The following is a 25,104-nucleotide window of genomic DNA, read 5'->3' on the forward strand; positions in this document are numbered from 1 at the left end:
GAAACGAGGTATTGTAAGTTAACAACTATGTTAGAAATCGTGGAACCTTAGAATGTTGGTTGTCGACACGTTGCCGACTAATTATTATATTTACGAATTAAGTGAGGTTGGGTTAAGATAGGGTGGAAATTATTTTATCTAAGTCATATTGTTTCTATTGGTTAAGTATAAATGGGAGAGGATACTATGTCTGTCAGTGGTAATAATGGTAAATGGGGAGACCACTATCCGGTGTCTTGCCCTCCTAGCAGTGCAAAAGCAAGAGACATAAATCCAGTTTATAGATTAGCTCTACATAATCCGCCGCTGGATGAGGATTTCTACAGCCATAAAGAAGCAAATCTGCCCTATCCACCTATTAAAGAATGCGAAGCTTGTGCGATTTCTGTATTTACTGATATTAAGCAAATACAGAAAGCAAAGAAAAATATTGTCGTTTTTAAGAGAAGAGGACACATAGTCGAAGGTCAGATAGCCAGAGAAACTGGGGTAGCCTCAGAACCAGATCATAAATCACATATAAACTGGTGGGTTTATACCGGCGTTGACGCAAAAAAATATTTTGGGGATAATTCCTGAGTTAGGGATGGTTTCTATGAATTATACTCTTCCGTTCCCTATTGGGGCTGTTCAAATCATTAAAGTTTTTGAGTACTATGATGGTCCCAAAGTGTTCGCTTGTGAAAGCTTGACGGGGCAAAAATACATTGTCAATTGGATCGATACAACAACCACAAATGACACATGGTTTTATGTGGCTGTAAGTGGAACAAGGTACCTTCTTATACTAAATGGGGAGGTGTCTTTACGTGATTGTATTGTCCAATCAGAAAACAATATGGTATTGGAGGTTTGTACCTCAAAGGGAGAGTGTGACAGTGTAGAAATCAAATTCCGAGAAGTGGGAAGTATTATAGAGGACGAGTTACCTGATCCCGATTCATTCTTGGAATTTGAGCAGCAAAAATCATCGCTCCCACCGAAAGAAGAAGCAACGGTTCTTAACGCTATTCGTACTGGAAGAGATGTTTTAGATCTATCCCTAAATGTAAGTGATCGGCATAGTAATGAAATTGATGCAGAACTATTGGGGGAAGTGCTAGTTGCCACTCAGAACTTAGCATACTACATGGGATCAAATGCAATAAATAATCGAGGGCCTGTTTCGAGAAATGTTATGAACATAAACAAACTGAAGGCTACCGGATTTTTTGCTGCTTCCTTCGGGGTTAGATTGAAGTCTGATACACAACAAGGAATCTTCGGTGATACAGATGCATCAGGCACATTGGAAAAACTAATGGAGCTTTTCGAAGCAACATCTGAAGTTGAAAAGTTTAGAGCAGTTATAAAAGGGCTAAATATTCGAGCTATAAAGACATATTATACTTTATTAAATAAACTGAACAATGAGGATACAAGAATTAAAGTTGAGTGGGCATCCCCAAATAAAAAATACAAGGAGGCTTCACTTGATTCGGGAAATATCAAAAAAGCTATAGATATTCTTATAAAAGAGACAAAAACTGAGTTGAAACAGTTGGAAGTTAAGGGAACGTTGGTTGGAGTTATCACAGATTCTAATAAGTTTTATCTTCACACGGATAATGATGAGCACATAAGTGGGTTAATTGGTAAGAATTTGAGAGATCAGCAGTTTGTTGTACCCGTAAAAGTCAAAGCAGTCGTTGAACAAAAAACGGAAATTCATATATTTACTGAGGAGGAGAAGTCAACATATACCCTAATTTCATTTCAATAGCCAAACGATAAATCAAAGATACTCTACAGTTCAGGAAAGTGGCTATATAGAGCCTAATAAATTGTGTAATGCATACCCATCACATCCCTGGCAACTCACTCGTACTCTATCTGATTCCTCCAAAAGCATAAACTTGAAGGAGAACGGCCATTATTGCGTTCTCTTTTGCTGTTTTTAAGGGATAATAGGCGTGTTTCCTAGTTTATTCTTATTCATACTTTCGTTCTTTCAATTGTGCGTATGCCTCGCCCCAGCCAATCGACTCTTAAAATATCCGAGTCACCAGGTTCAGTCAGCTCTAACACTTCAGCGTGCTTCTCTTCTAGTATAGATTCAAGAAGGTATAACCGTTATAGGCACCATCTGAACATATTCTTCACTAGAATCGGCGGCAATCGCGGTTCAGATTGTGCTTCACCTTATCCGCGGCTATGTGAGTGGGTCTAGCGTTCTTCCTTTGTGAGATAGTTAGTGCAGAGCTATCCTTTTGCATCCCTCCAGAGCGTAGTTTTTTCGCCTGAATATCACCATTAATCGTAGCTCTACGCATCTTCGCATAATTATACTTCGTGGTCACCGAGATATTGGAAGTGTTTCCAATACATCAAGTTGCATATTTATTTGGACTTTCTCCATCATCGAGCATCTTATCGAAGAATGGCCCTTCGACAATGTTGAAAGCTTTTTTTGTTTGCCTACGGCCATGTAATCAACTCCATCTTTAAAATATATCTATAATATCTTTAATTAATGCTTTTTCGTACTCTCAGAGTGTAGAGATTTTGATTAGATCCTGATGATATGTCATCCATGTTTGTGTGAGATGTGAGATTAGGAGGGAAACAATGAGGTGGTTTACGGAAGAGCGAGAATATAATTTTTTTAGTAGTTCGTTTGGTGTTTAATGGAGAAGTGTATTCAAATGCTTTTGCACATAGGCATAATAAAACAGTATTTGAGACTATAAGCCATAAAAGATACATAAAACAGAAACAAAACATAAAAAGCAGGTATACAAATTATTTAGAAACTGGTCTGGGAGTGTCCCTGAAATAAGAGTCTAGTACGTGAAGCTGGTCACATAGTGATGTAGTTGTGACTAAGGCAGGTAATTCGACAAAATAATAGAATTTATAATATATGAATCGTATAGATAGGGGTTTTGAGATGGACACTCTATATAAATTACTCAATGAGTTTGCAGTTGCAGCTCGTAGCAATAGGGACAAAGGAGATCTCTTTGAGCGTCTAATTGTAAATTACTTAATGACTGATCCTCAATATGCAGATCGACTAAGTGACGTATGGCTTTGGTCAGATTGGCAGTATCGTTGGGGTGGGGATGATGGAATCGATATAGTTGCTAGAGAACGTGATACAGGTGATTATTGGGCAATTCAATGTAAGTTTTTCGATGGAAATTATACTATACAAAAATCGGATATTGATTCGTTTTTTACAGCCTCAGGGAAACGCTTTATTACTGATGAAGGCGAACAATCCTTTACGAATCGTCTTATTGTCTCAACAACTGATAAGTGGGGCAAACAAGCTGAATTAGCTTTGGAGAATCAAATAATACCTGTGTTTCGCTTGAGAGTACAAGATCTGGCTGCTAGTCCAATTGATTGGGATAAGTTTAGTTTATCGAACATCACAGATATTCGATTACGTAGTCGCAAAAGGCCCCTTCCTCATCAAGAAGAAGCTCTTGAGGAAGCCAAACGAGGGTATAGTACTAATGATCGTGGGAAACTCATTATGGCGTGTGGTACGGGTAAAACATTCACCTCACTTCGAATTGCTGAAGAGATAACCAGTAAAAACGGAAAGGTATTATTTCTTGCTCCTTCAATCACACTTGTGTCTCAAACCTTACGTGAATGGACAGCTGAATCTATTGAGCCGATCCATTCTTATGCGGTATGTTCTGACAGTAAAGTTGGTAAAGAGAATGAAGATATTCGTGCACATGATCTAGCATACCCAGCTACAACAGATTCCTATAAATTGGCTCAAGCTGTACAGAGAGCTAGTAACGATAGACGAACTGTAATCTTTTCGACTTATCAATCGATTCAAGTTGTTGCGGATGCTCAGAGACAGGGTCTTGGTGAGTTTGATCTAATTATTTGCGACGAAGCACATCGGACAACTGGAATTACTTTGGAAAATGACGACGTTTCTGATTTTGTAAAAGTACATCAACAAGCCATTATTAGTGGCAAGAAACGCCTGTATATGACGGCAACTCCTAGAATTTATAATGAAAAGTCAAGGGAAAAGGCTGGGGAAAAACACGCTATATTGTATTCAATGGACGATGAGTCGACGTTTGGACCGGAGTTTTATCGTCTTGGATTTGGTAAGGCTGTTCAAAAAGATTTGCTCGCAGAATATAAAGTGTTAATCGTAGCAGTTGATGAAGAGCGAATGGCGTCATTAGCAAACGATTTTAACGCGTACAAAATAGACAGCAAGAAAGCAATAGATCATCGTTTTGCTACTAAAATTATTGGGAGCTGGAAGGGTCTATCCAAGCAAGGTCTCATGAATGTTTCTGATGAAGGGACCGAAGCGGTAATAGAAGATACAAACCCTATGCATAGAGCAGTGGCATTTTCTCGCTCTATTAAAGATTCTAAAGCTATGTCTGAAACTTTTACTGAGCTGGTTAATTTATATAGTCGAGGAGAGCGTAATGGTAGCGAAGGCATGGTTCATTGTTCATTGGACCATGTCGATGGGGGAATGAATGCATTAAAACGCCAAAGTGCTCTTGAATGGTTAAAACAAGATCCTGGTGAGGGACAATGCAGGATTCTATCTAATGCACGTTGCTTATCTGAGGGCATAGATATCCCTTCTCTTGACGCGGTTGTCTTTTTCGATACCCGTGAATCGATTGTTGATATAGTTCAATCGGTTGGCCGAGTCATGAGAAAATCAAGGGATGGAAATAAGCAATATGGTTATATTATTCTACCTGTTGGAATTCCATCATCGAAGATCAAAGATTATAACAGCTATATTGAGAATGATAGGCAATTTAAAAGCATTTGGAAAGTTATTAAGGCGTTAAGAGCGCATGATGAATCTCTAGTTGATGAAGCCGAGTTTAGGAAAAAGATCCAAGTCATTGTTGATCCGACTGGGGGTAAAGATGACGGCGAGTCAGGTGGAGAAATCCAAGGGGCTCTTGATTTCCCAGAACTCCCTATAGAAGCTATTTCTGAAGCTGTTTATGCAGCTATTCCAAAGAAGCTAGGAGATTTGGAATACTGGAATGATTGGGCGAAAAATGTAGCACAGATTGCTGAGCGTATAATCGTACGGATTGATGAGATGCTAAAACTCCCCAAAGCAAGAAAAGCTTTCGATGATTTTCTGAAGGGGCTCCGAGATAATTTAAATCCTGCTGTAAGTGATATAGAGGCTGTTGAGATGCTTGCTCAACATGTCATAACCCGGCCTGTATTTGAGGCATTGTTTGAAGGGTATTCATTTACAGAAAGTAATCCTGTTTCGAGGTCGATGCAAACAGTAATTACAATCATGGATGACCATGCAATGGATAGTGAAATTGAAAGCTTAGAGAGATTCTATGACAATGTGCGTCAACGAGTTCAACTTGCAAAGAGTGAAAAGTCACGACAAGAATTAATTAAGAATCTTTACGACACCTTTTTCAATAATGCATTTCCTAGAATGGCAGAGCGTCTGGGAATTGTTTATACTCCAGTGGAAGTAGTTGATTTTATTATCCACAGTGTTGAGTTCGCATTGCGTAAACACTTCAACACAAGGTTGACTGAAAGGGGTGTTCAAATACTTGATCCCTTTACAGGTACGGGAACATTCATTGTACGCTTGCTTCAATCTGGACTTTTAACACCAGAAGATATTACTCATAAGTATCACCAAGAGCTTCACGCCAATGAATTAGTATTATTGGCTTATTACATTGCAGCAATAAACATTGAAAGTACTTACCGTTCCTTAAAGGGTGACAGTAAACCTTTCGATGGTATGGTTCTTACTGATACTTTTCAGATGGCTGAAAATCGTGATTGGGTTGATGAGCAAACGTTGCCGGAAAATAGTGAACGTGTTAATCGTCAAAAACTACAGGATATTCGCGTTATTATAGGTAACCCACCTTATTCAGCTGGGCAAACAAGTGCTAATGACAATAATCAAAATATAAATTATCCAACACTTGATACGAGAATTCGAAATACGTATGCAGCTCAATCAAGTGCTACTAATAAAAACAGCTTATATGATTCTTATATACGCGCTATTCGATGGGCGTCTGATCGAATTCAAGATAAAGGAATTGTAGCTTTTGTAACAAATGGTTCCTTTATTGACGGGAATGCAGCTGATGGTCTGCGAAAATGTTTGACTGAAGAATATAGTAGTCTGTATGTGTTTAACTTGAGAGGGAACCAACGGACATCGGGAGAGCTTTCACGGAAGGAAGGGGGGAAGATTTTCGGATCAGGTTCTAGAACGCCGGTTGCTATTACTGTTTTAATAAAAGACCCGAGCTATGTTGGTATCAGTGAGTTGTTTTATCATGATATTGGGGATTACTTAGATCGTGAAGAAAAACTGTCTATAATAGAAGAATTTCAGAGCATAAAAAATTTACCTTGGAAGAAAATAGAGCCTAACGCAAATGGCGACTGGATAAACCAGAGAAATCCTGAGTTTGAAACATTCATGGCCTTAGGGAACAAGCAGGATGATAGTACAACTACTGTTTTCAGCCATTATTCTTCAGGTGTAAAGACAAATCGTGATGCTTGGGCATATAATTATTCTAAAGAAACTGTTCAATCGAATATGCGACAAATGATTGCGAATTATAATTTCGAAACAGACAGATATAAACAAAAGTGTTTAGGAAAGAACAGAGATCAATTGCCGCCGATTGATTCGATTATTGATACTGATCCCAAAAATATAAGCTGGTCTAGAGGATTAAAGTCTGACGCCGAAAAAGGAAGAAAGTATGAATTTGAAGAGGAATCAATAGTACAGAGTATGTATCGTCCATTTTCAAAGCAATGGCTATATTTCAATCGTCGTTTTAACGATATGGTTTATCAAATGCCTCGCCTCTTTCCTACACCGGAACATAAAAATATTGTAATCTCAATTACCGGAATAGGAGCTAATAAGGCATTCTCTGCACTTGTAACAGACTGTATTCCAAATCTTCATATGCATGATACTGGTCAATGCTTCCCCCTGTACTGGTACGAGAAAATACAAAATACTAAAGAAGAGGATCTTGTCCAGGTGGAATGGTTTGACGACGGACAGAACTCAAATGTTTATAAGGGATATATTCGACATGAGGCTATTCCTGATAGTACTCTTACTGAGTTTCAACAGTACTACAAAGATGAGTCTATAACTAAAGAAAACATTTTTTGGTATGTGTATGGCATACTTCACTCTCAAGTATACCGTCAGCGTTATGAAGCTGATCTAGCGAAAATGATTTCACGAATTCCATTTGTTACTGAGTTCTGGGAGTATAGTAGAGTTGGATATTTATTAGGGGAATTACACTTAAACTATGAAACAGTTGAACCATATCCCCTAACAGAACAAACAGCTCTTTTGATGGATGAAGTTAGTTATCGGGTAACGAAAATGGCTTTTGGAAAGACTAGTGGGAAAACGGATAAAAGAACGATTGTGTTTAATCAAGACTTAGCGCTGCACGATATTCCACTTGAGGCTTATGATTATATCGTAAATGGAAAGTCGGCGATTGAGTGGATAATGGAGCGTTATACAATACGTATAGATAAGGATAGTGGTATAAGAAATGATCCAAACAACTGGTCATCGGATCCTCGTTATATCGTCGACTTAATTAAGCGAATAGTAAGGATAAGCATAGATAGTATAAATTTAATTAACCAGCTTCCAATAATGCCGAAATTCCCAACGAGGACTTCGGAAAACATTCCAACAATTTAATTTATTAGAAGGAGAATGGGCCCCAGTAGGGGCCCATTCTGGATTTCTAAGATTGTCACACGGGGGCTCATTATTACTATTTAAGAATGGATACATAGGAAGCACTTAATCTTTATTAGTGTTATCAACAAGATCTCATTGAATATAATAACATTTGATCTAAATTTTAGGTGCTTTTGGAAGGTATTGGATGAAACATATCATATCTATTCTGGTAGTAATATGTATGCACAAAAGAGATGGTAGTTTCTATAGACAAAGGCATATGCAATTAGCCTGCATACCAAATATTGGGCGACGTATGATATGATATATTAGGCCTTGACAATTTATGTGTTTAAAATAAGTGGTTATATATGCCTAGTCTTACAGATAAACTACTGAGTGAGGTTGATACCGAAATGTATAATTGGTTAAATGACGAACAGAAGAGAAAACAGAAAGAAGAAGAACAACAGCAACAAATGGAGCAATTAGCTATACTAACAGGGTTTGACAAAAAAGAGTGTGAACAACTTCTTACTAAGACAGGTTGGAGTATAAAAGGAGCTATAGGTAGGTTAAATAGTTATATTGCCGGAACAAGCTCTTTATATTCAACAGAAGTTATTGAAAAGGGTATTAGGAATGCTGAATTATACGAAAAACTCTCGAATAACTTGAGTAACTTAAATACTATGAGGGGTGGCACGAATGGGTTTAAGGGTTTTATATTTGAAGAATTACATGCCACTAATGCAACGATTAATGGAAGAGTTACTAATGTGATAAATAACAATGGGATCGCAGACTTTGCAGTAATTAATGCAGATGGAACCATCACATATGCCCAAGCCAAGGTTGGATATGGTACGGGTAAGATTGATTTTACTGCGTATAAAGATCAAACTATCGTGGTCGATAAAGGTAATACATATTTAATTAAAAAGGCAAAAGAAGCTGGGTTAGAAGTAGTTGAGTCGGATATTTCATCAAAAGAAGCAGCAAGACTAGCTAAACAAATGCAGTTGGAGTCCAAGGTTACACGACGACCAAATTCAGTAGTAGTCCCTAAAGCTCATACTGCAATAAATATCGCAAAAGAGTCTCATAGAGTAGGTGTACAGTCAGCAAAAACTGGTGCACAATTTGGTGGGGGATTTAGCCTTGGCTCCAATATAGTAGATGTGCTTAGCGGTGAAAAAAAGATTAGGGATGCGGCTAAAGGTGTTGCGGTAGATACGGCAGTATCAACAGGTATTGGATATGCATCGGGAGCCGCAGCCACTGTAATCGGGCAAACTGCCTTAGGTTCGACAGTTGCAGGAGCAGTGGGAACCGCTACTTCAGCAATTGCTGGTACTGCAGTTGGGGGAGCTACAATTGCAGCGGGAACGGCTGCTGTTGGAACCATTGGTGGGATAGGAACTACTGTAGCCACTACGGCTATTGCTGCCGGGACAGCAGCTGGGGGAGCAGTAGTAACGGCAGGGGCGGCTGTCAGCTCGGCAATAGCTAGTACGGCAGTAGGCGGAGCAGTAGCAACAGCAGGGACGGCTATTGCTGGCACCGCTGTAGGAGGAGCAGTGGTAGCGGCAGGGACAGCGGCAACTGGAGCAGTGGTAGCTACAGGCGCAGCAGTGGCGGCCGCAGCAGTAGCGGCTGCCCCTGTTGTTGCCGTAGGAGCAGTATTAGGTGGTCTCTATGGAATTGGAAGAAAATTATTAAGAAAAAGATGATTCTTCATCGAGTTACAGAGCACCTGTATAGGCGCTCTTATTTTTAGCCGATTTGCCTGGCAGGATTGAAAACCGTGCTATAAGTGAGGGATTGGTTTGAATCTAAGTAGATACATGAGTAGTTTTGAAATCAGAGGAGTAGAAATAAGCCTTGTTCAATATAACTAGATAATAAGGGGTAGAGAATATGCTGAGTAATTCTAAATCTTCTATATTATTTGAAAAGCTAGCTTACGATACATGGGAAAGATTAAAGTACGGTGAGGTGCTTAATTGTAGTCAGTCTGAGGAAACAATAACAGACATAAATTTATTAGAAATAAAACGAGCAGGACTGCAGGATATTCTTGTTTCAAAATCTGATAAATCACAAGAAGGAGTAACAGGTATTGACTGGGAGTGGTGGATAGGTTCTAATTCAACTGGTTGGTGGAGATATGCCGTTCAGGCAAAAAAACTTTCAAAGGAAAGGAAGTATCATAAATTAAGACATAAAGTAGGTACAGAATATCAAATTGATATTTTAGAAAAGTATGCAACAGCGAATAACTGTATTCCGCTATACACCTTTTATAATTACACTGATAGTAATACATTACATAAAAACTGGCATTGTAACTTAGCCTTTGAGAAGGAACAATTGGGATGTACAGTAGTTCCAATCGATGTTGTAAGGCAGGCGTTTCAAATTCGATCAGATAAAAGTTTTACTTCATTACATAAGGATAAACGATCAGTTCCATGGAGATGCCTTGTGAAATGCCCTCTTTATTCGGTTCATTCTTCTCAAAATTCATGCCATCCATTGGCATCAGCGGGATACAAGGAAGTAAGACCATATAAAATTAATTTATCAAATATGACCAGTGAAACTATACTTGATTCTGAATTCTATAATCATAAAATTGAAATATTACCGAAGAGAATACTTATTATTCGAACTGATGGTGAATAACCAAAATTAATACTCAAACCGGCTTCCATGCTAATGACTAACCTTTTACGCTAATTAACAGCATTGGGACCATTAAAGATAATCTGAGCAAAATAAGTTCCTAGTAAGGTCTAATTAAATAGTTATATATTATTAATAAGGGTAAGGAGTTGGTCTAAAAACCACCTCCTTACCCTTATTTGATATTAAAGGAGACTTATTATGGATTCAGAACTAAAAGAGCTAGTTAGTGAGACACTAAGGGAAAAGCAGGATAGTTATGTGATTCAAGAGCTTTTCCGCCAATTCCCAACTAAAACTCAGCTAGTGAATGTTTCCGAGCAGCAGTTACGCAACATAAAAGGAATTGGTATTGGAAAAGCTCGTCAACTTTTAGCCTTATTGAAGTTTTCAAAGATAATGGCAGCCCCAGCGGTAGATCTAAATACAATTCAAAAGCCTAAAGATGTTTATGATTATCTACAACCTGAACTAAGATATCAAACGAAAGAACATTTCATATGCCTCTTTCTGAATAGTAAAAATCGCCTCATCTTTAAAGAGACGATCTCTATTGGCTCGCTGAACTCAGCCATAGTGCATCCCAGAGAAGTGTTCAAAGAAGCTATCAGGCATTGTAGTGCGTCCATAATTTGCTCTCATAATCATCCAAGTGGCGATGCAACACCATCGAGTGAGGACATAAATATTACTAAGCGGCTAGTTTCTGCTGGAGAGATTATAGGCATTGAGGTTCTAGATCACGTTATTATCGGTGACAACCAATTTTACAGTTTAAAAGAACATGGGTATATCTAACGTTCTTGAAACTTGAGAAAGGAGGTGAGACAGAATGAATCAAGAGAATAATAAAGTTACTGATGCAACTATCATTACTGCATGCGGAATGCTTGGAGGAGGTGGGCTAGGTGCAGGAATAGGAAGTTTAATCTTTCCTGGACCGGGTACGGTAATTGGATACTTAATGGGAGTTGGAATTGGGGTAATTGCTAGTCAAAAATTCAATGATAGGTAACGGTGACCCATGAATAGTAATAAAACGGAAATAGCGAAAAACGCGATGAAAGATGCAATAATTAAAACAATTGAAAACAAATTTGATATCTATAAAACAGCCTGTGAACTATCTAAGAAATATGGTCATCCTAAGAAAAGTGAACAATAAGAATTATATTGCAGAGAAGTAAGGATGTTTAACAAGATCCTCACTTCTCTTTTTTGTCTTTAAAAACTAAAAGTTGAATGATGATCTTATAAATGTCCTCCTGTTCTTCATTAGTTCGTTCACTTAACTCAAAAATGATCTTATCTAAGAAAGTTGCATTGGTTTTTTGTATTTCATCTGTATTGGAATGAAATAACTCTTCTACCTTCACTCCAAGAGCAATAGCTAACTTTTCAAGACTGACAATAGTAGGACTTTTCTCAGCACGTTCGATTTGCCCTAAAAATGAGGGATTAATACCGGCCCGAAGAGCAAGCCTCTCCTGACTTAATCCTCTACTCTGTCTTATTCCACGAATGTTTTCTCCAACTATGATGGAAATGTGACTCATACACTCACCTATTTTCTTAGTTCAACTGTAAGAAAAACATATTAGGTTATATAGCCACACTCAACATTCTATAGACACTAATAAAAGTAATTACTATAGGCATTGATAATTTACTACTTATTACCTATAATTGGAATGAGATATAGGTTATGCTACCTATAATGCTTGATGATAATAATAGAAGAGGTGTACTTATGAGAAGAGTCAAAAAATCTTTAGCGGCGATACTTCTAAGTGTTAATTTGTTTTCGTTAAGTGGTGGGATCGTATTAGCGGATGGTGAGCTTTATACGCCCAGTGGTAAACAAATAATTTTACAGATAGGGAATCCGTACATGCTTGTAAACGGTGAACGTAAACAAGTTGATAGTGAAACGAATACTGCACCTGTTAGCAAGAATGGAATCACTTACTTACCGTTGAAATCTCTGATAAAGGAGTTAGGTGGGACAATCGCATATAATTCTAAGACGAAGAAAACAATTATTAAACTGGATAATGAAATTATAGAGCTCACTGTTGGAAGTAGAATTGCCATAATTAATGGGGTGTCAAATAAAATTAACGCTGCACCTATAAATGAAAAAGGAAGAATATTGATCCCACTACGTGTTGTGTCAGAAAACATGAAACTAAAACTAAATTGGGATCAAGTTAATAAAGAAATTACTTTGTATCATGGTGGTGAGGATAGATGGTATGAAGGGAATCATGTTGAAAAAATATCACCAGAATATGGAGTGTATACAGATCAAACCATTGGTTATACAGTAAATTACTTTTTAGAATGGGGTACTCCCCTCGTCATTCAAAAGAAGAACACTATAGAAACTGTATTTTATGAATCGAAAAGTGCTAGAATATCATCTTATTCTGATTTTATGCAATCCATACATGATGAGGAGTACGGGATGATACTAGATGAGAGTTATGAAGGGTTCTTGGAAAGAAAGGATATCATTAAAAGCAACTCCGAATTAAGTGAACTTTCAATACCGTCTGCTGACGCAGCATATCTTATTACAAATATTGATGATGTCAATGCCATCCTTTATATTGTGACTTTCAAGGAAGACCAAGTGGGAATCTTTGAAATTTCCATAGATTCACAAATTTCTCCGAAAGAGACCCAGGATATTGAAGCATTCATAGAACTGTTTTTAGCTACATTCAATCTAGATTCTGCAGTGGGATAGAGAGAGGGAACGAGGTATGAAGATGGTTAGAAAGAATTTAACTTTATTGATGCTAATCTTATTATTAACTGCATGTAGTATTGAATCTGAGCAAGCAGTGAAAGATATATCGACAAGTGTACAAGACCAGTTAAACAACAAAAGAGACCAAGACAATGTAAATGTTCTGGCTGTTAAAGGGGGGGAACTGCAAGATTACCCTAATTCTACTATCGGGGATGCTTTCACAGAATTTTTTAGAGATCCTACATGGAAGAATTTCAAGGCTGATACAGGTGAAAATGTGGTGGAATTTACAGGATATATGATGTATGAAAATGCAACAGTTAAAGCCAGATTGCAGTTCCTTTTAAGTGAGGACGATTATTTTGAAGTTGGTGCACTCTCTTTTAATGATGTTCCTCAAAATATCTTGATGACGAATTCATTGATAGCAGAGATATTTGAGAGTTACGAATCATCGGAGTAAGACACGTGGGAATCAAAATCAGAATTGAGCAAGTAATTGAAGAAGCGTAATGGACCAAAGGTCTATTACGTTTTTTTTACATACATGTTTATTAATACTCAAAGACCTTCCGATATACTCTTTAAAGGGTAATGAAGAATTAGCCATTAGGCAAACCCATTATTGACTGACTATACAATAATAATAGAAGTAGGTAATCAGATGCACTTATCTCAACAACTTAAGGCCAAGTTAAATGATGTATTGGGCTTTGAACTAAACTGGAACACAAAGAACAGCCCGGATTTTGGGTCTTTATTGAATGCTATTAATATTGATGAGGCAGTACAACAGGAATCCGAAACTATACCGATAGACGATAAAAAAGTTAGCCAGGCACTAAAAGAACAAGCGCTTCACCAATGGAGACAAGAAATAATTAATGAAATTTTACAGTCGGATTATATTGATATTTTGCAAGGGTATCAGGATGAATACATAGATGCAGATGATGAACTTACTTTTGGAGATCTCCTTGACGATTTATTCATAACCAATGCAGAAGACTTTAATCAGTTATATGGTGATAGAATTACTGATAGTTTCAAAAGAGATGTAAGCATAGATAAAGATATTGTTCAACTATTTAATAAAGAATCAAAATCAGGGTATTTGAAAAAGGAAGGATCTATCTCACTATTATTTTTTATCATTACTCAAAGATACAAGATTCCTACCACTAAGATCTCATCAAGAAGGAATAATTCTGATTACTTCCCTCTATTAAATACCGCTGAGATTTTTTTTGATATATTAGGAAAAGTTAAAGATGAGATGAACATCGTACAAGATAGTATTCAATTTGAGAAAAGGACGAATTTGATTTTCACCTTTCAGGCAGCGTCTTTTCTTGATAAAGCAAATTGTAAAAATGAAAAGAGGATTTTTAAAGCAATCTCTACATTTTCGTTACTAGACGATTTAGGACTAAAATTTTATCTTATCGAGAATTTTGATTGGTACTTCGATCATTCATTGTCTTCAATCAGTACTCTTTTTAAGTGGAAATACATTATCGTACCTTGTTTAGTTGAGTTTCTTAAAATGAATTTTGAACTCGATAACAAAAGATACTCTACTGAAGGTGAACTAGCTGCGGACAGTACTGAGATTAAAATCGAAAGAATAAAGAAAATCGGGAGATTATACTTTGGGCTGGAGGATCGATCCACAAATGAGAAGATTTTATCTGTAGCAGACAAAGTATTTTTAGAAGGAAGAAAGATAGAGAATAGTGATAATTTCCTAAAGGTGACACGTAGTATAGAGAAGATAAAGAAATCGTTAAAAGCTTCAGAAACAGACTTTGAGTCTCCTTTCGAAAAGGTCACTTATAATGATAAAGATATAGTTCAACTGCTAGTTTTAGACGGCGCAAGTAAATACTTGTCTTCGATTAATCTAGATTAAATAAAAAAATTATTAAAGGGACACTTTACTTTAACTAATTAGTTAAGTAAAGCGTCCCTTTATTTATAAGGGATCTACTGTATTATTTATCGACGACTAAGATCATACACTACAAAAACATGCATTACACTTCATTTTGTAAGCTAATAAATCTCAAAGGAGTGTATGAAAATGTTTAACAATAATATCCTGAGCGAAAAGGAACTTGAACTAATGAACAACAAAAAAATCGATCTTAATGATCTGCAATTCCACAAGCTAGATAATAATAACTCAATTGCATTTGTTAATAGTAGATTTATTCAGAAAAAGAACCTTTTTATTGGAATAACAAATGAAGATGTACATGAGCTTAAAGTCGATCACTTGGATCACAACTTGTCATTCGGAAGTGAAGACTCTATGCGAGTTACGTGTGATATGAGAAAGAAAGAAGATATAAAGGTACTTGTTACTGTAGGCGAAAGAGAATGTTTAGAACTGTCTAATAGTAGCGACGATGGGTGCCTCTTCATATTATTCTTGGAGACTCAGGGTTTCATTCAATTCTTACTTTACGATGGAAAATTAGATCAAAAGATATGTTGTGCACTAGTCATTGATGAGAAGAGTAGAAATTTAATGAGATCAATAGCATTTAGCATCATAGAAAGAAATTTTAAGGGTTTCTATCAGAAGATTAGTGAGCCTCTCAAAACGGAGGACTTCAGATGATCGAGAATGGGAATAATCATTCTTTTGACGATTATATGCAAGGTTTTAATGAACTTTATGGTTCTAAACAGTCAGTACAATTGGATGTCTTTGAAAGCAAAGGTGTATCTAATGAAGTCGAAGAGACTTATCTAGATAATAATAGGATTGAGCTTGATCAGACTTGTAGCTTTGAGGAGCAAGAGTTCGCAAATGACCAAAGTTATGTTGAGGAAAATTGCATCGGACTCGATCAGTCATATCAATTTGCCTCAGATCAAGCTGATAATACTTATCTTACTGAAAACAGCGTAGTAATTGATCAGACCGAATTTATTGAGAATGAGCAATTATTATCAGATCGTGTAGATAGTACAGCCAATATTTGTAGAAGTTTAAATGATTGTATGGACACAAATCAAGTTTCAGCACAAGAAAGAGAATCAAGAAGAATGAATATTGAGTATGACATTTCAAAATACATCTCAAATAGATACATCATCAGATGCGCTAACAAAAGGGTATTTCTCTATGATCATCATAGTGGGACATACAATGAACTGTCGGAATCGGATATGAACGTCTTTATTCGTAGTAATGTCTCAGATTCAATGGATAGAAAGTTAAATAAGAATAAGATGCTCGAAATAGCGTACAGAATTGAAAGTGATCCCCATCTACAGATTAAATTTGGAGATTTTAACAGACACAATAGACTCATTAATTTTAGGAACTGTGTGTATGACACTGATTCTAGAGAAATATTGGAGCACAAAGCAAAGTATTTATTTACTCACTATGTAGATGCTGACTACAATCCCAATCCTCAAGGACTAAAGGTCATCCCCCCTAAAGGTGGAGTGAGCCGAACAAGAGGAGTATTTAATCAATTTCTCCAAGACTCTACGCAAGGAGATTTAAAGAAAATAAAGTCTCTTCAAGAGTTAACAGGATATATCATCAGCAATTATTGCAATGCAAAAAAGTTCTTCATTCTCATTGGTCATGCTCACACAGGCAAATCCTTGTGGTTAGGTCTTTGGAGATCGTTAATAGGAGCTAAACACACTACCGCAATAACGCTAAAGCAACTGGGGACCAACAGATTTATGACCGCTGAGTTATCAAATTCCAGACTGAATATTTCTCCTGAAATGAATGAAGAAGGAAGTTTAAAAGGGATCGATGTTATTAAAGCATTAACCGGCGGTGATCTGATATCAGCAGAAAAAAAGGGGAAGGACCCGTTCTTTTTCTACGGGAAAACTAAACTAGTTTCAGCAGGTAACCACATGCCGGAATTGGATAAACCTGATTCAATGTCTGCCTTAACAGATAGAATGATGTTCTTGCTGTTTAATCAGTCGATTCCAGAAGAAAAAAGAGATAAAGATCTGTTGAACAAGCTGCTATTAGAAACTGAATCAATTGTTACCTGGGCAATAGAAGGTCTTCACAGGCTAAAGGAGCAGAACTTTATTTTTACAGAGAGTGATGATGCATTAAGGTTTAAGGCCAAGTATATTTCCGACATGAGCATAACTGACTTTATTAACGATGAGTGTCTACTTAATCTGAGAAATCAAGAATACAAGGTTCATAGAAAAGACATTTATTCAGCTTACTTAAGACATGCCAGGGAAAATCAGTGTCGTATTTTAAAAAGTAAAGAATTTTTTGCTGAACTCACAAAGCTTGGTGTGGAATCAACTAAGTTAAGAATTAATGGTTCAACTCCCCTTCAAGGATTTAGAGGAATTAAACTCAAATAAAAATAAGCTTTATATTTTGGCTACGTTGGCTACATTTGCTGAACGTGCCGTTATTAGGGGGATCTGAGTAGTGAGAACGTAGATTATCAAATTCTACGTGTGACTACTTTCATCTTCGTCAACCGACAATTTATAAATATATATTATCTAAGTAATGGGGGAAAAGATATGAGCGCAACATATGAAGAGAAGTCATTTTATACGGTATCGGATCTGTGTAACATCTTACCAATTGGGAGAAATGGGGTATATAAGTTGGTCAATAAAGAAGACTTCCCGAAAGTTGTTGTTGGTAGACGTATTATTGTTCCCGCTGCAAAGTTTTGGTCATTTATAGAAGAGAACTTAGAGAGGCCTATTATTCTTGAATAAATTTATTAAACAAGATGAACAAGAGAAGAGAACTTGTTCATCTTGCTAAGGGAGTTGGTATGTTAATGGCTGGGAGTATACAAAAGGTTGGTAAGAAGTATAGAGTAACTTTAGAGCTTGGATTTGATGCTAACGGGAAGAGAATGAGAAAGTATCAAACTGTTACAACTGAAAAGGAGGCAAAAAAAGTACTTAACGATTTTAATTACAATCAACAACGTAATCTGTTGGTTCACACGCCGAAAATATCTATGGAGCAATTCCTCGAGCATTGGATGAATAACTATGTAAAATATAATTGTGAGGTTACAACCCAATACGGATATCGTAATATTATAAAGCATATTGTTCTATATATGGGGAAAGTTGAATTAGAAAAGCTTCGTCCAGATCACATTCAGCAATATTATAAACATCTTATGGATGACAAAGAGCTTTCGCCTAACACTGTACACAAGCACCATGCGATTATACGAAAAGCACTTGATTATGCTTTAAAGCAGCAGTATGTGTATAGAAATATAGCTGATGCAGTGATTTTACCTAGAAAAGTAAAGTTTGAAGGTCAATCATACACTAAAGAACAGCTTAGAGCCCTATTAGTGGCAGCTAAAGGTTCGAAATTGGAAGTACCTATTTATTTAGCTGGATTATTAGGCTTGAGAAGAGAAGAGATCGTCGGATTAAAGTGGAAATATGTAGATTTAGAAAAGAGAGAGATACGAATACAGGAGGTTAGGACCAGCGCAGGAAAAGAAACTATCGTTAAAGCGCCCAAGACAGAAAAAAGTAGAAGGTCTTTATATGTAGATGATGATCTTTTCGAACTACTTCTTGCTCACCAGTCATTACAACAGAACTGGAAACACAAACTTGGTGATAAATATGAGGACACAGGATATGTATATACTAAGGAGAACGGAAAACCATATCGAGTAAATTCAATTACTGAGCAGTTTAATTGTTTTCTGAAAAAAAATAAATTTGACATAATAAGGTTACATGATCTTCGCCACACATGGTGTAGTATTCTTTATAATGAAGGTGTTTCTTTAAAAGCTATATCGGAAGCAATGGGACATTCGGATATAGGAACGACTAGCAAAATATATACACATTCATTCGATAAGACTCATAAGAATACAGTAAGTGTTATTAGTAAAGTTATTAATAAATAATTGAGAGAGTAATGCTCTTTAGACGAAAAAGTAGATAAATAAATGGATGTTTTTGTCGTTATACGTGAAGGCCTGTCACGGTTTTGTATAATTATTTTTATATTTTAAGAATTATGATTGATAATAGCCACTACTCGCCCCCCCCATTGTTACATGAAAATAAAGCTTGACACTGCCAATTTTTTCCCTATAATCAGAGTTAGATATGAGGCCTTACAAGAGATGCACTACGAAAGCATTGAGTAAAGCCAAGCCGTTATATTGTTCATAAAATCTGTGAACAACAGTAGGGCACGCGCGGATTTAGAATTTGTGCCGTACTGTATATTTATACAGTGCGGTTTTTGATTTTTCCTTGTATTTTGCCTCATATCTATGACAATATCAAGGAGGAATCTTTATGGTAATCCCAGCAATACCCCGATCATTTGCCCCAATTACAGCTACAGATGCGCTAAAACGTTCAAATCAATACCCATCAGCTGCCGTGTTTGGACCATCAGGATCTGGTAAATCTGCATTAACAAACGCTCTTATGAATGCAATTATGGCAAAACTAACTTTAATGGGTGTTGGTGAGAAAAACCAGACGACTTTGATTTCTACCAATTATGTGTTGGATTCTCGAGTATCTTCTGATAAGCAGTTCGCACTGAAATTGGTCATTAAGCCCTTTGAGGCAAAACAGGTTCTGATTGTATTACGGGAAAAGCTTTTTGACACTTTTAGTATTTATGGTAATGACGCGGATGACACAGTTGAAGCTATGGATGATGAATGGTTTCAAAGTGTGTTGGAGCCCAAAGATGCATCATATCATCTTGGATCACTGCAAGCAGAGTTGAATTTAGAAATATTAAGGCAGGCGGTCTTACAGATCATCAAAAATATTGAAGAAGTAGATGGAAAGTCATTCGCTGAGATTGTTAAAGAAAGAAAAAAGGATCCTTCTGCACAGGGAAGAAAAATAAAAGATGTACGTGCAGATTTATTTGAGGACCTGTGGGATAATCAAGATAAGGGTACAAGAGAACTTCTAGATCAGTGGCTCGAGAAGGTAGGACAGCTTTTAGTGTTTAAACTGACAGAACTATTTCATTGTAGTGAAACTATGAGTAAGGATGTATTGTTAATAGACAATGCTGATCTCGATGATGAAAGTAACAAGAATGTTCTGAGTAAACTGTACGATCCCTTGTCACCTTTTAGTTTGATTGTTAAAGAAATGACGATTGCGTGTAGGCCACGAGAAGAACTGGTCCGACTCTATCCAGAAGATCGGCCCTTTAGGTTTTGTATACGCGATACTGTTGGGCTGACCCAAACTGGTACTGATGATGAGTCCATTAGATCTGCATTAGAAATAGGCTTGAATTATCGAGCAGACAGCCTCTTGATATTGTTTAGTCTGGAAGAACGTAATGATGTACTTATGAGTAGTTGTAATTTAATTGCTGAAAAAATGGAGAAGAACGGGAAACTCCAGATGCCAGTTCACGTTCTGTTTACAAAGGCAGATAAATTAATTGAAACGAAGATCGATCTAAATAAAGAAGGATTGAAGCTAACTCAAAAAGATTATAACAAACAGATCTTTTCTGCAATAAAAGAAGTAGATGATTTAGTTCGGAATATTTCTGGAAACATCCCTGAGTGCACATCGAAGTGGATTTCCTTGAGATATCGTGATGAAGATTTGGATCCCATACAAATTGCGTTAAGAGATAACAATGACGCAAAAAAACTTTTTCAACCAGAAGGAATGTACCAATTTATTAATGAACTAGTAAATGATATTCAAACCAACATATTACCTGCTGGAATGGACTCACCGTTGTTTATTACAACAAAAAATCCAAATAAACCGGCCATTTCCATTCAGGTTGGAAATGATAATCTAAAAAGCATTTTAGATAGAATTCAATATCAATTGACAGAGGATACAGTAAATGTCAATGGATATCTTATCACAACGAAATTTCGGTTATCTGGGCATAGTGTCGTCACATATTGGCGGAAGTTACAAAAAGGGATTGGGCATACGACTAATGCCAAAGTATACGGGAATTTTAGTATAAATATGAAAGGCTTACTTCGAAAAGTTTTACGTGAATGCATAGGTAGCATAGATGTACTGTATCAAAAAAATGAAGTTGCTACATTAGTTGGTAATTTAAAAGAGCAGGAAATAGAGAGATTAATCCTGTCACTTGGTGAAAAGGCTTTTAGTGAAAAGGATGCATTTGATGGATTGAACCAAGGGGTTTTAGCTAGGATGGACGCTGAAGCTAGATATGCACAATTGCTTCACGTTAAGCTTCGTGAGTATTTTAACAACCCCATAAGGTATGAGAGGATTTTAGATCTCGTTGCTTTTCAGTTATCATATGGAAATAGCGAGATTCAGAAAAAACTTAAAGCGACATATGATGCACCAGTTAGCTATGACCAAGCAATGCGAAATGTCCAATACCAATTTAAAGATATTTTTGCATCTAATGATTTTCGGAATATTGTCGTTAAGGAATTTGAAAACGCTATGACAAACATGATCAATAAATTGTTTGTTGCTATCTAAACATTGTTCATGTTTGGTTTTATTAATCATTAAATTACTGTATCTTTATTTATTGGCGAGAGCATTTTAAGCTCTCGCCAATTTACCATATAATCGAAATCGAACAAAGCATAGAAATAAAGAATATTCTGTATTGCTTAGAGCATTAGTAATATGAATGTGATCTAAATTTAGTAGACATATTGTAGACATACCAGATAAACATATCTATATTTGGTTAACACAAAGAAATACTGAATAAAAAATAAGTACAGTAAAATCAAGAAATATTAAGGGATTAAGGAATCAAATAAAACACATTAAAACGGATTAATATATGGAGGACAGGGGTTCGACTCCCCTCGCCTCCATACATATAAATCCACAACCGACTAAGGTTGTGGATTTTTTATTTACATTTACTTATTAGTTTTAAAGTGAAATAAGATTGGTTATATCACCACTTAGAATCCAATGACCTGATATCTGTTTAATTTTCAATTTTATCGAATTCGACTATATTCGACAGCCACACTTGGTTATTTGTTCTATAATTGGATTATTGAAAGGTCAATAATTCAAAGGAGCTTACCATGGTAAAAGCATTTGATTCAGAAGAGTCGTTAATGACAGTAAATATAGTATTCGACAAAATCGCGACTTTAATTAAATACAACATGTGGGGGAATGTTACATACGAACGCTTTAAGAGATGGACACAGCAGTTTAACACTGATGAAGAACGATACTACGCTGCATATTTGGCGAAACAACTTATTTATTATAATAATAAAGATTTTATCTCATTGATAAATTACTCATTTGCAATGGTTATAAAGAAAATCTTACAATCTACTTTAAAAACTAATGAATATGCAGAGGATTTAATATGGGCAAAAAAAATGGAGGAAGTAAGAAGGAACACACTTGTTTGTCCTTTGACCTTTGATGCTGCTGCTAGTGGATCAATGACAGTAAGAATATTAAGAAATCTATCCATAATTTCAGAAGAGGAAATTTGTAACAGCGAAACCGAACTAATAAACAAGCTACAACGAAGAGATGTTCATGGTGTGATTTTTGTTGATGATATGATAGGTAGTGGGACGCAGGTTCTAGAATCACTTATACATCGAAAAGAGATTGGAAATAGTTATTGTTCTCTACAGGATAAGATACTTGAATTACGTCCATCAGCGCAAATTTTTGTTTGTGTTGCTGTTGCTCCAGAGGAATCTTTACGGCTAATCGAATCTGATACAAATCTTCAAGTCAGTGTTGCTGAGGTATTAGATACTAAGCAAGAAGTACTTAATGATGGCTTTTGGGATCCAGGTCATTACGAGAATGCTATGAAATTCCTCTCAAATCTTAATGCCAAAGAAAATATCCCGCTAAGTGGGTTTTCAGATAAAAGCTGGGCACTTACTTTTGAACACGGGGCTCCGGATTTGAGCAGTCCCTTTTATTACAAGGAACAAGCCGGTTGGACTTCTTTAATACCATATAGAGGGGAAGAATTTTAGTGGAGTCTAAAGTGATATTTGCAACACGAGCTGAAGAACTCGGCAATCGAGTGTTTGACTACTTTGTTATGCCAGCAGAATCATTTTACTCTCGTTTATTAAAACAAAAAGCTGCTGTTTTGGTTGGTGGAAGAGGAACTGGAAAAACAATGTTATTAAAGTCATTAGCATTTGAATATGTGGTTAATGGGAAGAGTGTAAACGAAGCACAGCGTGTTTGGGAAGATACGAATTATTTAGGCTGTTACATTAGGGCAGATACCAATATTGTATCAAGCTTTAGGGGGAGAGGAATTGATGATGAGGATTGGGCAAATCTCTATGCTCATTACTTTAATTTAAGAGTAGTGCAACAAATGGTAAAAACCCTCCGCATTCTGATTAAATTGGATGTAGTACCGAAAGAGTCATTGGAGTATTTTATTTCTCGTTATTTCGAGATATTTAAGGGAGACGAGTTTATAACTTTGACATTTGAAAGTTTGGAGAAAGATATAAAATTTAGATTAGATGAGTTGGTAAGGTATATAAATAATCCAACTAAGTTTCCTTGTCCATTACTTTCTAATAATGGGACACTAATATTTGAGTGTTGTACAGCACTTATGGAAAACAGTTTATTCCAAAATAAAGTGTGGTTTGTCTTGATCGATGAATATGAAAATATGAGCGAACAGCAACAACGAATAGTAAATACCTTGATAAAAGCAAATCAGCCTCCAGTAATTTTTAAAATAGCAATGAGGCCAGGGGGATGGTGGACTCAACAAACTCTAGCGTTATCAGAGAATTTAGAGGAAATAGCTGATTTTGATATGGTAAATTATCAAACAGTATTTTCAAATGAAGATTACAGTTCTCTTATTATTGAAGCATTTAATAAAAGTCTGGCTTTAAACAATATTACTGACTCTAAATTCCTAAATATAAAAAATTTGCTGCCTGATCTTGCGCCAGAGGAAGAAGCATTACAGGTTGAAAGAGATAGTAAGCGTAAATCTGAATATATCGACAGAATTAGAGAATACATAAATAGAGCGTCTGCGGTAATTGATAAAAATGAATTAGAGAAATCCCTAATTATTAAGGATAATCCATTAAAAACAAGATTTAATTTAGTATTATTGGATAGAGGAAAAAGTCCAGAAGATATCGTTAAATTGATTACACTTTCACCTAAAAAATACAACGAAGCTTATCAACATAGCAAAATAGGTACGTTATTTTTGTTTTGTAGCGAGTTCAGGACGAAAAAGACGTATGCTGGGTTTGAAACATATGTTTTGTTATCTTCAAAAATAATGAGGAATTTCGTGAGCTTATTTTCAAGAGCATGGGAATTGAGTTTAGACGAGGGATTCTCGGTCTCAAATCCGCGGCCAATTAACCATGAGATTCAGTCAAGAGCAGCGTATGATGTAAGCCAAGGGAAAGTATTTGAAATTGTTTCATATCCGTCAGGGCCTGCCTTAACTTCTTTTGCCAATCAGCTAGGTAGAATATTTGAGCAACTTAATAAAGACCCTAGGCAAAGCCAACCTGAAAGAAATCATTTTTCTATTATTGGAGATACGTCAGATCAGTCACGTAATTTAATGCGAACAGCCCTGATGTATTCAATATTGCAGGAAATTCCTGCAACTAAATTACGCTCTGAGGTTGAAGGACGAGGTAGGGATTACTTTTTCAATAGAATTTACTCTCCTTTCTACAATATTTCGTATAGAAAAATGCATAAACTAGAGCTAAAATCAATAGACTTTGAAGCATTAATGATTGGTAATGATGAGGATAGAAAACAAGTGGCTTCTAAATTATTGAAGCGATATTTGAAAACTAATGAAGTTCCTGATGAGATAATCCAAATGGATCTCTTTGATCCGATGACATAGGTGAAA

General features: G+C 36.3%; 18 protein-coding genes. 17 read left to right on the forward strand and 1 reads right to left on the reverse strand.

From position 1 onward, the window contains the following. Window positions 1–186: 186 nt before the first annotated feature. The 7 genes from M2277_RS09185 (at window position 187) to M2277_RS09215 (ending at window position 11,453) form a co-directional block, all read left to right on the forward strand. On the forward strand, window positions 187–579 hold the full coding sequence (locus tag M2277_RS09185; RefSeq protein WP_280754630.1) for a hypothetical protein: 393 nt from the start codon (window positions 187–189) through the stop codon (window positions 577–579). 16 nt (window positions 580–595) lie between these two features. After that, the gene (locus tag M2277_RS09190; protein ID WP_280754631.1) at window positions 596–1,762 is read left to right on the forward strand and encodes a DUF6575 domain-containing protein; all 1,167 of its coding nucleotides are present in this window, start codon (window positions 596–598) and stop codon (window positions 1,760–1,762) included. A gap of 1,167 nt (window positions 1,763–2,929) precedes the next feature. Beyond that, window positions 2,930–7,765 carry a DEAD/DEAH box helicase gene (locus tag M2277_RS09195; RefSeq protein ID WP_280754632.1) on the forward strand — a complete coding sequence of 1,612 codons (4,836 nt, stop codon included), beginning with the start codon at window positions 2,930–2,932 and terminating at the stop codon, window positions 7,763–7,765. A gap of 401 nt (window positions 7,766–8,166) precedes the next feature. Continuing rightward, window positions 8,167–9,483 carry a hypothetical protein gene (locus M2277_RS09200; RefSeq protein WP_280754633.1) on the forward strand — a complete coding sequence of 439 codons (1,317 nt, stop codon included), beginning with the start codon at window positions 8,167–8,169 and terminating at the stop codon, window positions 9,481–9,483. A gap of 187 nt (window positions 9,484–9,670) precedes the next feature. Beyond that, on the forward strand, window positions 9,671–10,438 hold the full coding sequence (locus M2277_RS09205; protein ID WP_280754634.1) for a DUF6615 family protein: 768 nt from the start codon (window positions 9,671–9,673) through the stop codon (window positions 10,436–10,438). Between the two features lie 201 nt (window positions 10,439–10,639). Next, a complete protein-coding gene (gene radC / locus M2277_RS09210; protein WP_280754635.1) occupies window positions 10,640–11,236 on the forward strand; it encodes a RadC family protein in 597 nt (198 codons plus the stop codon). Between the two features lie 34 nt (window positions 11,237–11,270). After that, entirely contained in the window at window positions 11,271–11,453 is a 183-nt protein-coding gene (locus tag M2277_RS09215) for a hypothetical protein (protein ID WP_280754636.1), read from the forward strand. Between the two features lie 190 nt (window positions 11,454–11,643). Here the strand turns inward: M2277_RS09215 and M2277_RS09220 are convergent, their stop codons facing one another. Next, window positions 11,644–11,994 carry a helix-turn-helix domain-containing protein gene (locus M2277_RS09220; RefSeq protein WP_280754637.1) on the reverse strand — a complete coding sequence of 117 codons (351 nt, stop codon included), beginning with the start codon at window positions 11,992–11,994 and terminating at the stop codon, window positions 11,644–11,646. A 194-nt stretch (window positions 11,995–12,188) separates the two neighbouring features. Here M2277_RS09220 and M2277_RS09225 point away from each other — a divergent pair, with 194 nt between their 5' ends. From M2277_RS09225 to M2277_RS09270, 10 genes are all read left to right on the forward strand, one after another. After that, window positions 12,189–13,190, forward strand: coding sequence for a stalk domain-containing protein (locus tag M2277_RS09225; protein ID WP_280754638.1), 1,002 nt, complete (start codon window positions 12,189–12,191; stop codon window positions 13,188–13,190). A 16-nt stretch (window positions 13,191–13,206) separates the two neighbouring features. Beyond that, a complete protein-coding gene (locus M2277_RS09230) occupies window positions 13,207–13,659 on the forward strand; it encodes a hypothetical protein (protein ID WP_280754639.1) in 453 nt (150 codons plus the stop codon). A gap of 162 nt (window positions 13,660–13,821) precedes the next feature. After that, window positions 13,822–15,108 (forward strand): hypothetical protein, encoded by a 1,287-nt coding sequence (locus tag M2277_RS09235; protein ID WP_280754640.1) that lies wholly within the window; start codon window positions 13,822–13,824, stop codon window positions 15,106–15,108. Window positions 15,109–15,279: 171 nt separating this feature from the next. Continuing rightward, window positions 15,280–15,822, forward strand: coding sequence for a hypothetical protein (locus M2277_RS09240; protein ID WP_280754641.1), 543 nt, complete (start codon window positions 15,280–15,282; stop codon window positions 15,820–15,822). After that, window positions 15,819–17,573 carry a DNA primase family protein gene (locus tag M2277_RS09245; RefSeq protein WP_280754642.1) on the forward strand — a complete coding sequence of 585 codons (1,755 nt, stop codon included), beginning with the start codon at window positions 15,819–15,821 and terminating at the stop codon, window positions 17,571–17,573. The genes M2277_RS09240 and M2277_RS09245 overlap by 4 nt, the downstream gene beginning before the upstream one ends. Before the next feature lie 168 nt (window positions 17,574–17,741). Beyond that, the gene (locus tag M2277_RS09250) at window positions 17,742–17,945 is read left to right on the forward strand and encodes a helix-turn-helix domain-containing protein (protein ID WP_280754643.1); all 204 of its coding nucleotides are present in this window, start codon (window positions 17,742–17,744) and stop codon (window positions 17,943–17,945) included. Window positions 17,946–18,010: 65 nt separating this feature from the next. Further along, window positions 18,011–19,123 carry a site-specific integrase gene (locus M2277_RS09255; protein WP_280754644.1) on the forward strand — a complete coding sequence of 371 codons (1,113 nt, stop codon included), beginning with the start codon at window positions 18,011–18,013 and terminating at the stop codon, window positions 19,121–19,123. Between the two features lie 400 nt (window positions 19,124–19,523). Beyond that, window positions 19,524–21,701: a hypothetical protein gene (locus M2277_RS09260; protein ID WP_280754645.1), complete on the forward strand. Its 2,178-nt coding sequence runs from the start codon at window positions 19,524–19,526 to the stop codon at window positions 21,699–21,701. Between the two features lie 572 nt (window positions 21,702–22,273). Further along, on the forward strand, window positions 22,274–23,206 hold the full coding sequence (locus M2277_RS09265) for a phosphoribosyltransferase-like protein (protein ID WP_076152530.1): 933 nt from the start codon (window positions 22,274–22,276) through the stop codon (window positions 23,204–23,206). Next, window positions 23,206–25,098, forward strand: coding sequence for an ORC-CDC6 family AAA ATPase (locus M2277_RS09270; protein ID WP_280754646.1), 1,893 nt, complete (start codon window positions 23,206–23,208; stop codon window positions 25,096–25,098). The genes M2277_RS09265 and M2277_RS09270 overlap by 1 nt, the downstream gene beginning before the upstream one ends. Window positions 25,099–25,104: the final 6 nt, after the last annotated feature.

The organism is Paenibacillus sp. LBL (assembly GCF_029893715.1).
Lineage (GTDB): Bacteria > Bacillota > Bacilli > Paenibacillales > Paenibacillaceae > Paenibacillus_AQ > Paenibacillus_AQ glucanolyticus.

Coding starts and splice junctions, on each gene's coding strand:
- M2277_RS09185 (WP_280754630.1), top strand. CDS start 187: ATGTCTGTCAGTGGTAATAATGGTAAATGGGGAGACCACTATCCGGTG.
- M2277_RS09190 (WP_280754631.1), top strand. CDS start 596: ATGAATTATACTCTTCCGTTCCCTATTGGGGCTGTTCAAATCATTAAA.
- M2277_RS09195 (WP_280754632.1), top strand. CDS start 2,930: ATGGACACTCTATATAAATTACTCAATGAGTTTGCAGTTGCAGCTCGT.
- M2277_RS09200 (WP_280754633.1), top strand. CDS start 8,167: ATGTATAATTGGTTAAATGACGAACAGAAGAGAAAACAGAAAGAAGAA.
- M2277_RS09205 (WP_280754634.1), top strand. CDS start 9,671: ATGCTGAGTAATTCTAAATCTTCTATATTATTTGAAAAGCTAGCTTAC.
- radC (WP_280754635.1), top strand. CDS start 10,640: ATGGATTCAGAACTAAAAGAGCTAGTTAGTGAGACACTAAGGGAAAAG.
- M2277_RS09215 (WP_280754636.1), top strand. CDS start 11,271: ATGAATCAAGAGAATAATAAAGTTACTGATGCAACTATCATTACTGCA.
- M2277_RS09220 (WP_280754637.1), bottom strand. CDS start 11,994: ATGAGTCACATTTCCATCATAGTTGGAGAAAACATTCGTGGAATAAGA.
- M2277_RS09225 (WP_280754638.1), top strand. CDS start 12,189: ATGAGAAGAGTCAAAAAATCTTTAGCGGCGATACTTCTAAGTGTTAAT.
- M2277_RS09230 (WP_280754639.1), top strand. CDS start 13,207: ATGAAGATGGTTAGAAAGAATTTAACTTTATTGATGCTAATCTTATTA.
- M2277_RS09240 (WP_280754641.1), top strand. CDS start 15,280: ATGTTTAACAATAATATCCTGAGCGAAAAGGAACTTGAACTAATGAAC.
- M2277_RS09245 (WP_280754642.1), top strand. CDS start 15,819: ATGATCGAGAATGGGAATAATCATTCTTTTGACGATTATATGCAAGGT.
- M2277_RS09250 (WP_280754643.1), top strand. CDS start 17,742: ATGAGCGCAACATATGAAGAGAAGTCATTTTATACGGTATCGGATCTG.
- M2277_RS09255 (WP_280754644.1), top strand. CDS start 18,011: ATGGCTGGGAGTATACAAAAGGTTGGTAAGAAGTATAGAGTAACTTTA.
- M2277_RS09260 (WP_280754645.1), top strand. CDS start 19,524: ATGGTAATCCCAGCAATACCCCGATCATTTGCCCCAATTACAGCTACA.
- M2277_RS09265 (WP_076152530.1), top strand. CDS start 22,274: ATGGTAAAAGCATTTGATTCAGAAGAGTCGTTAATGACAGTAAATATA.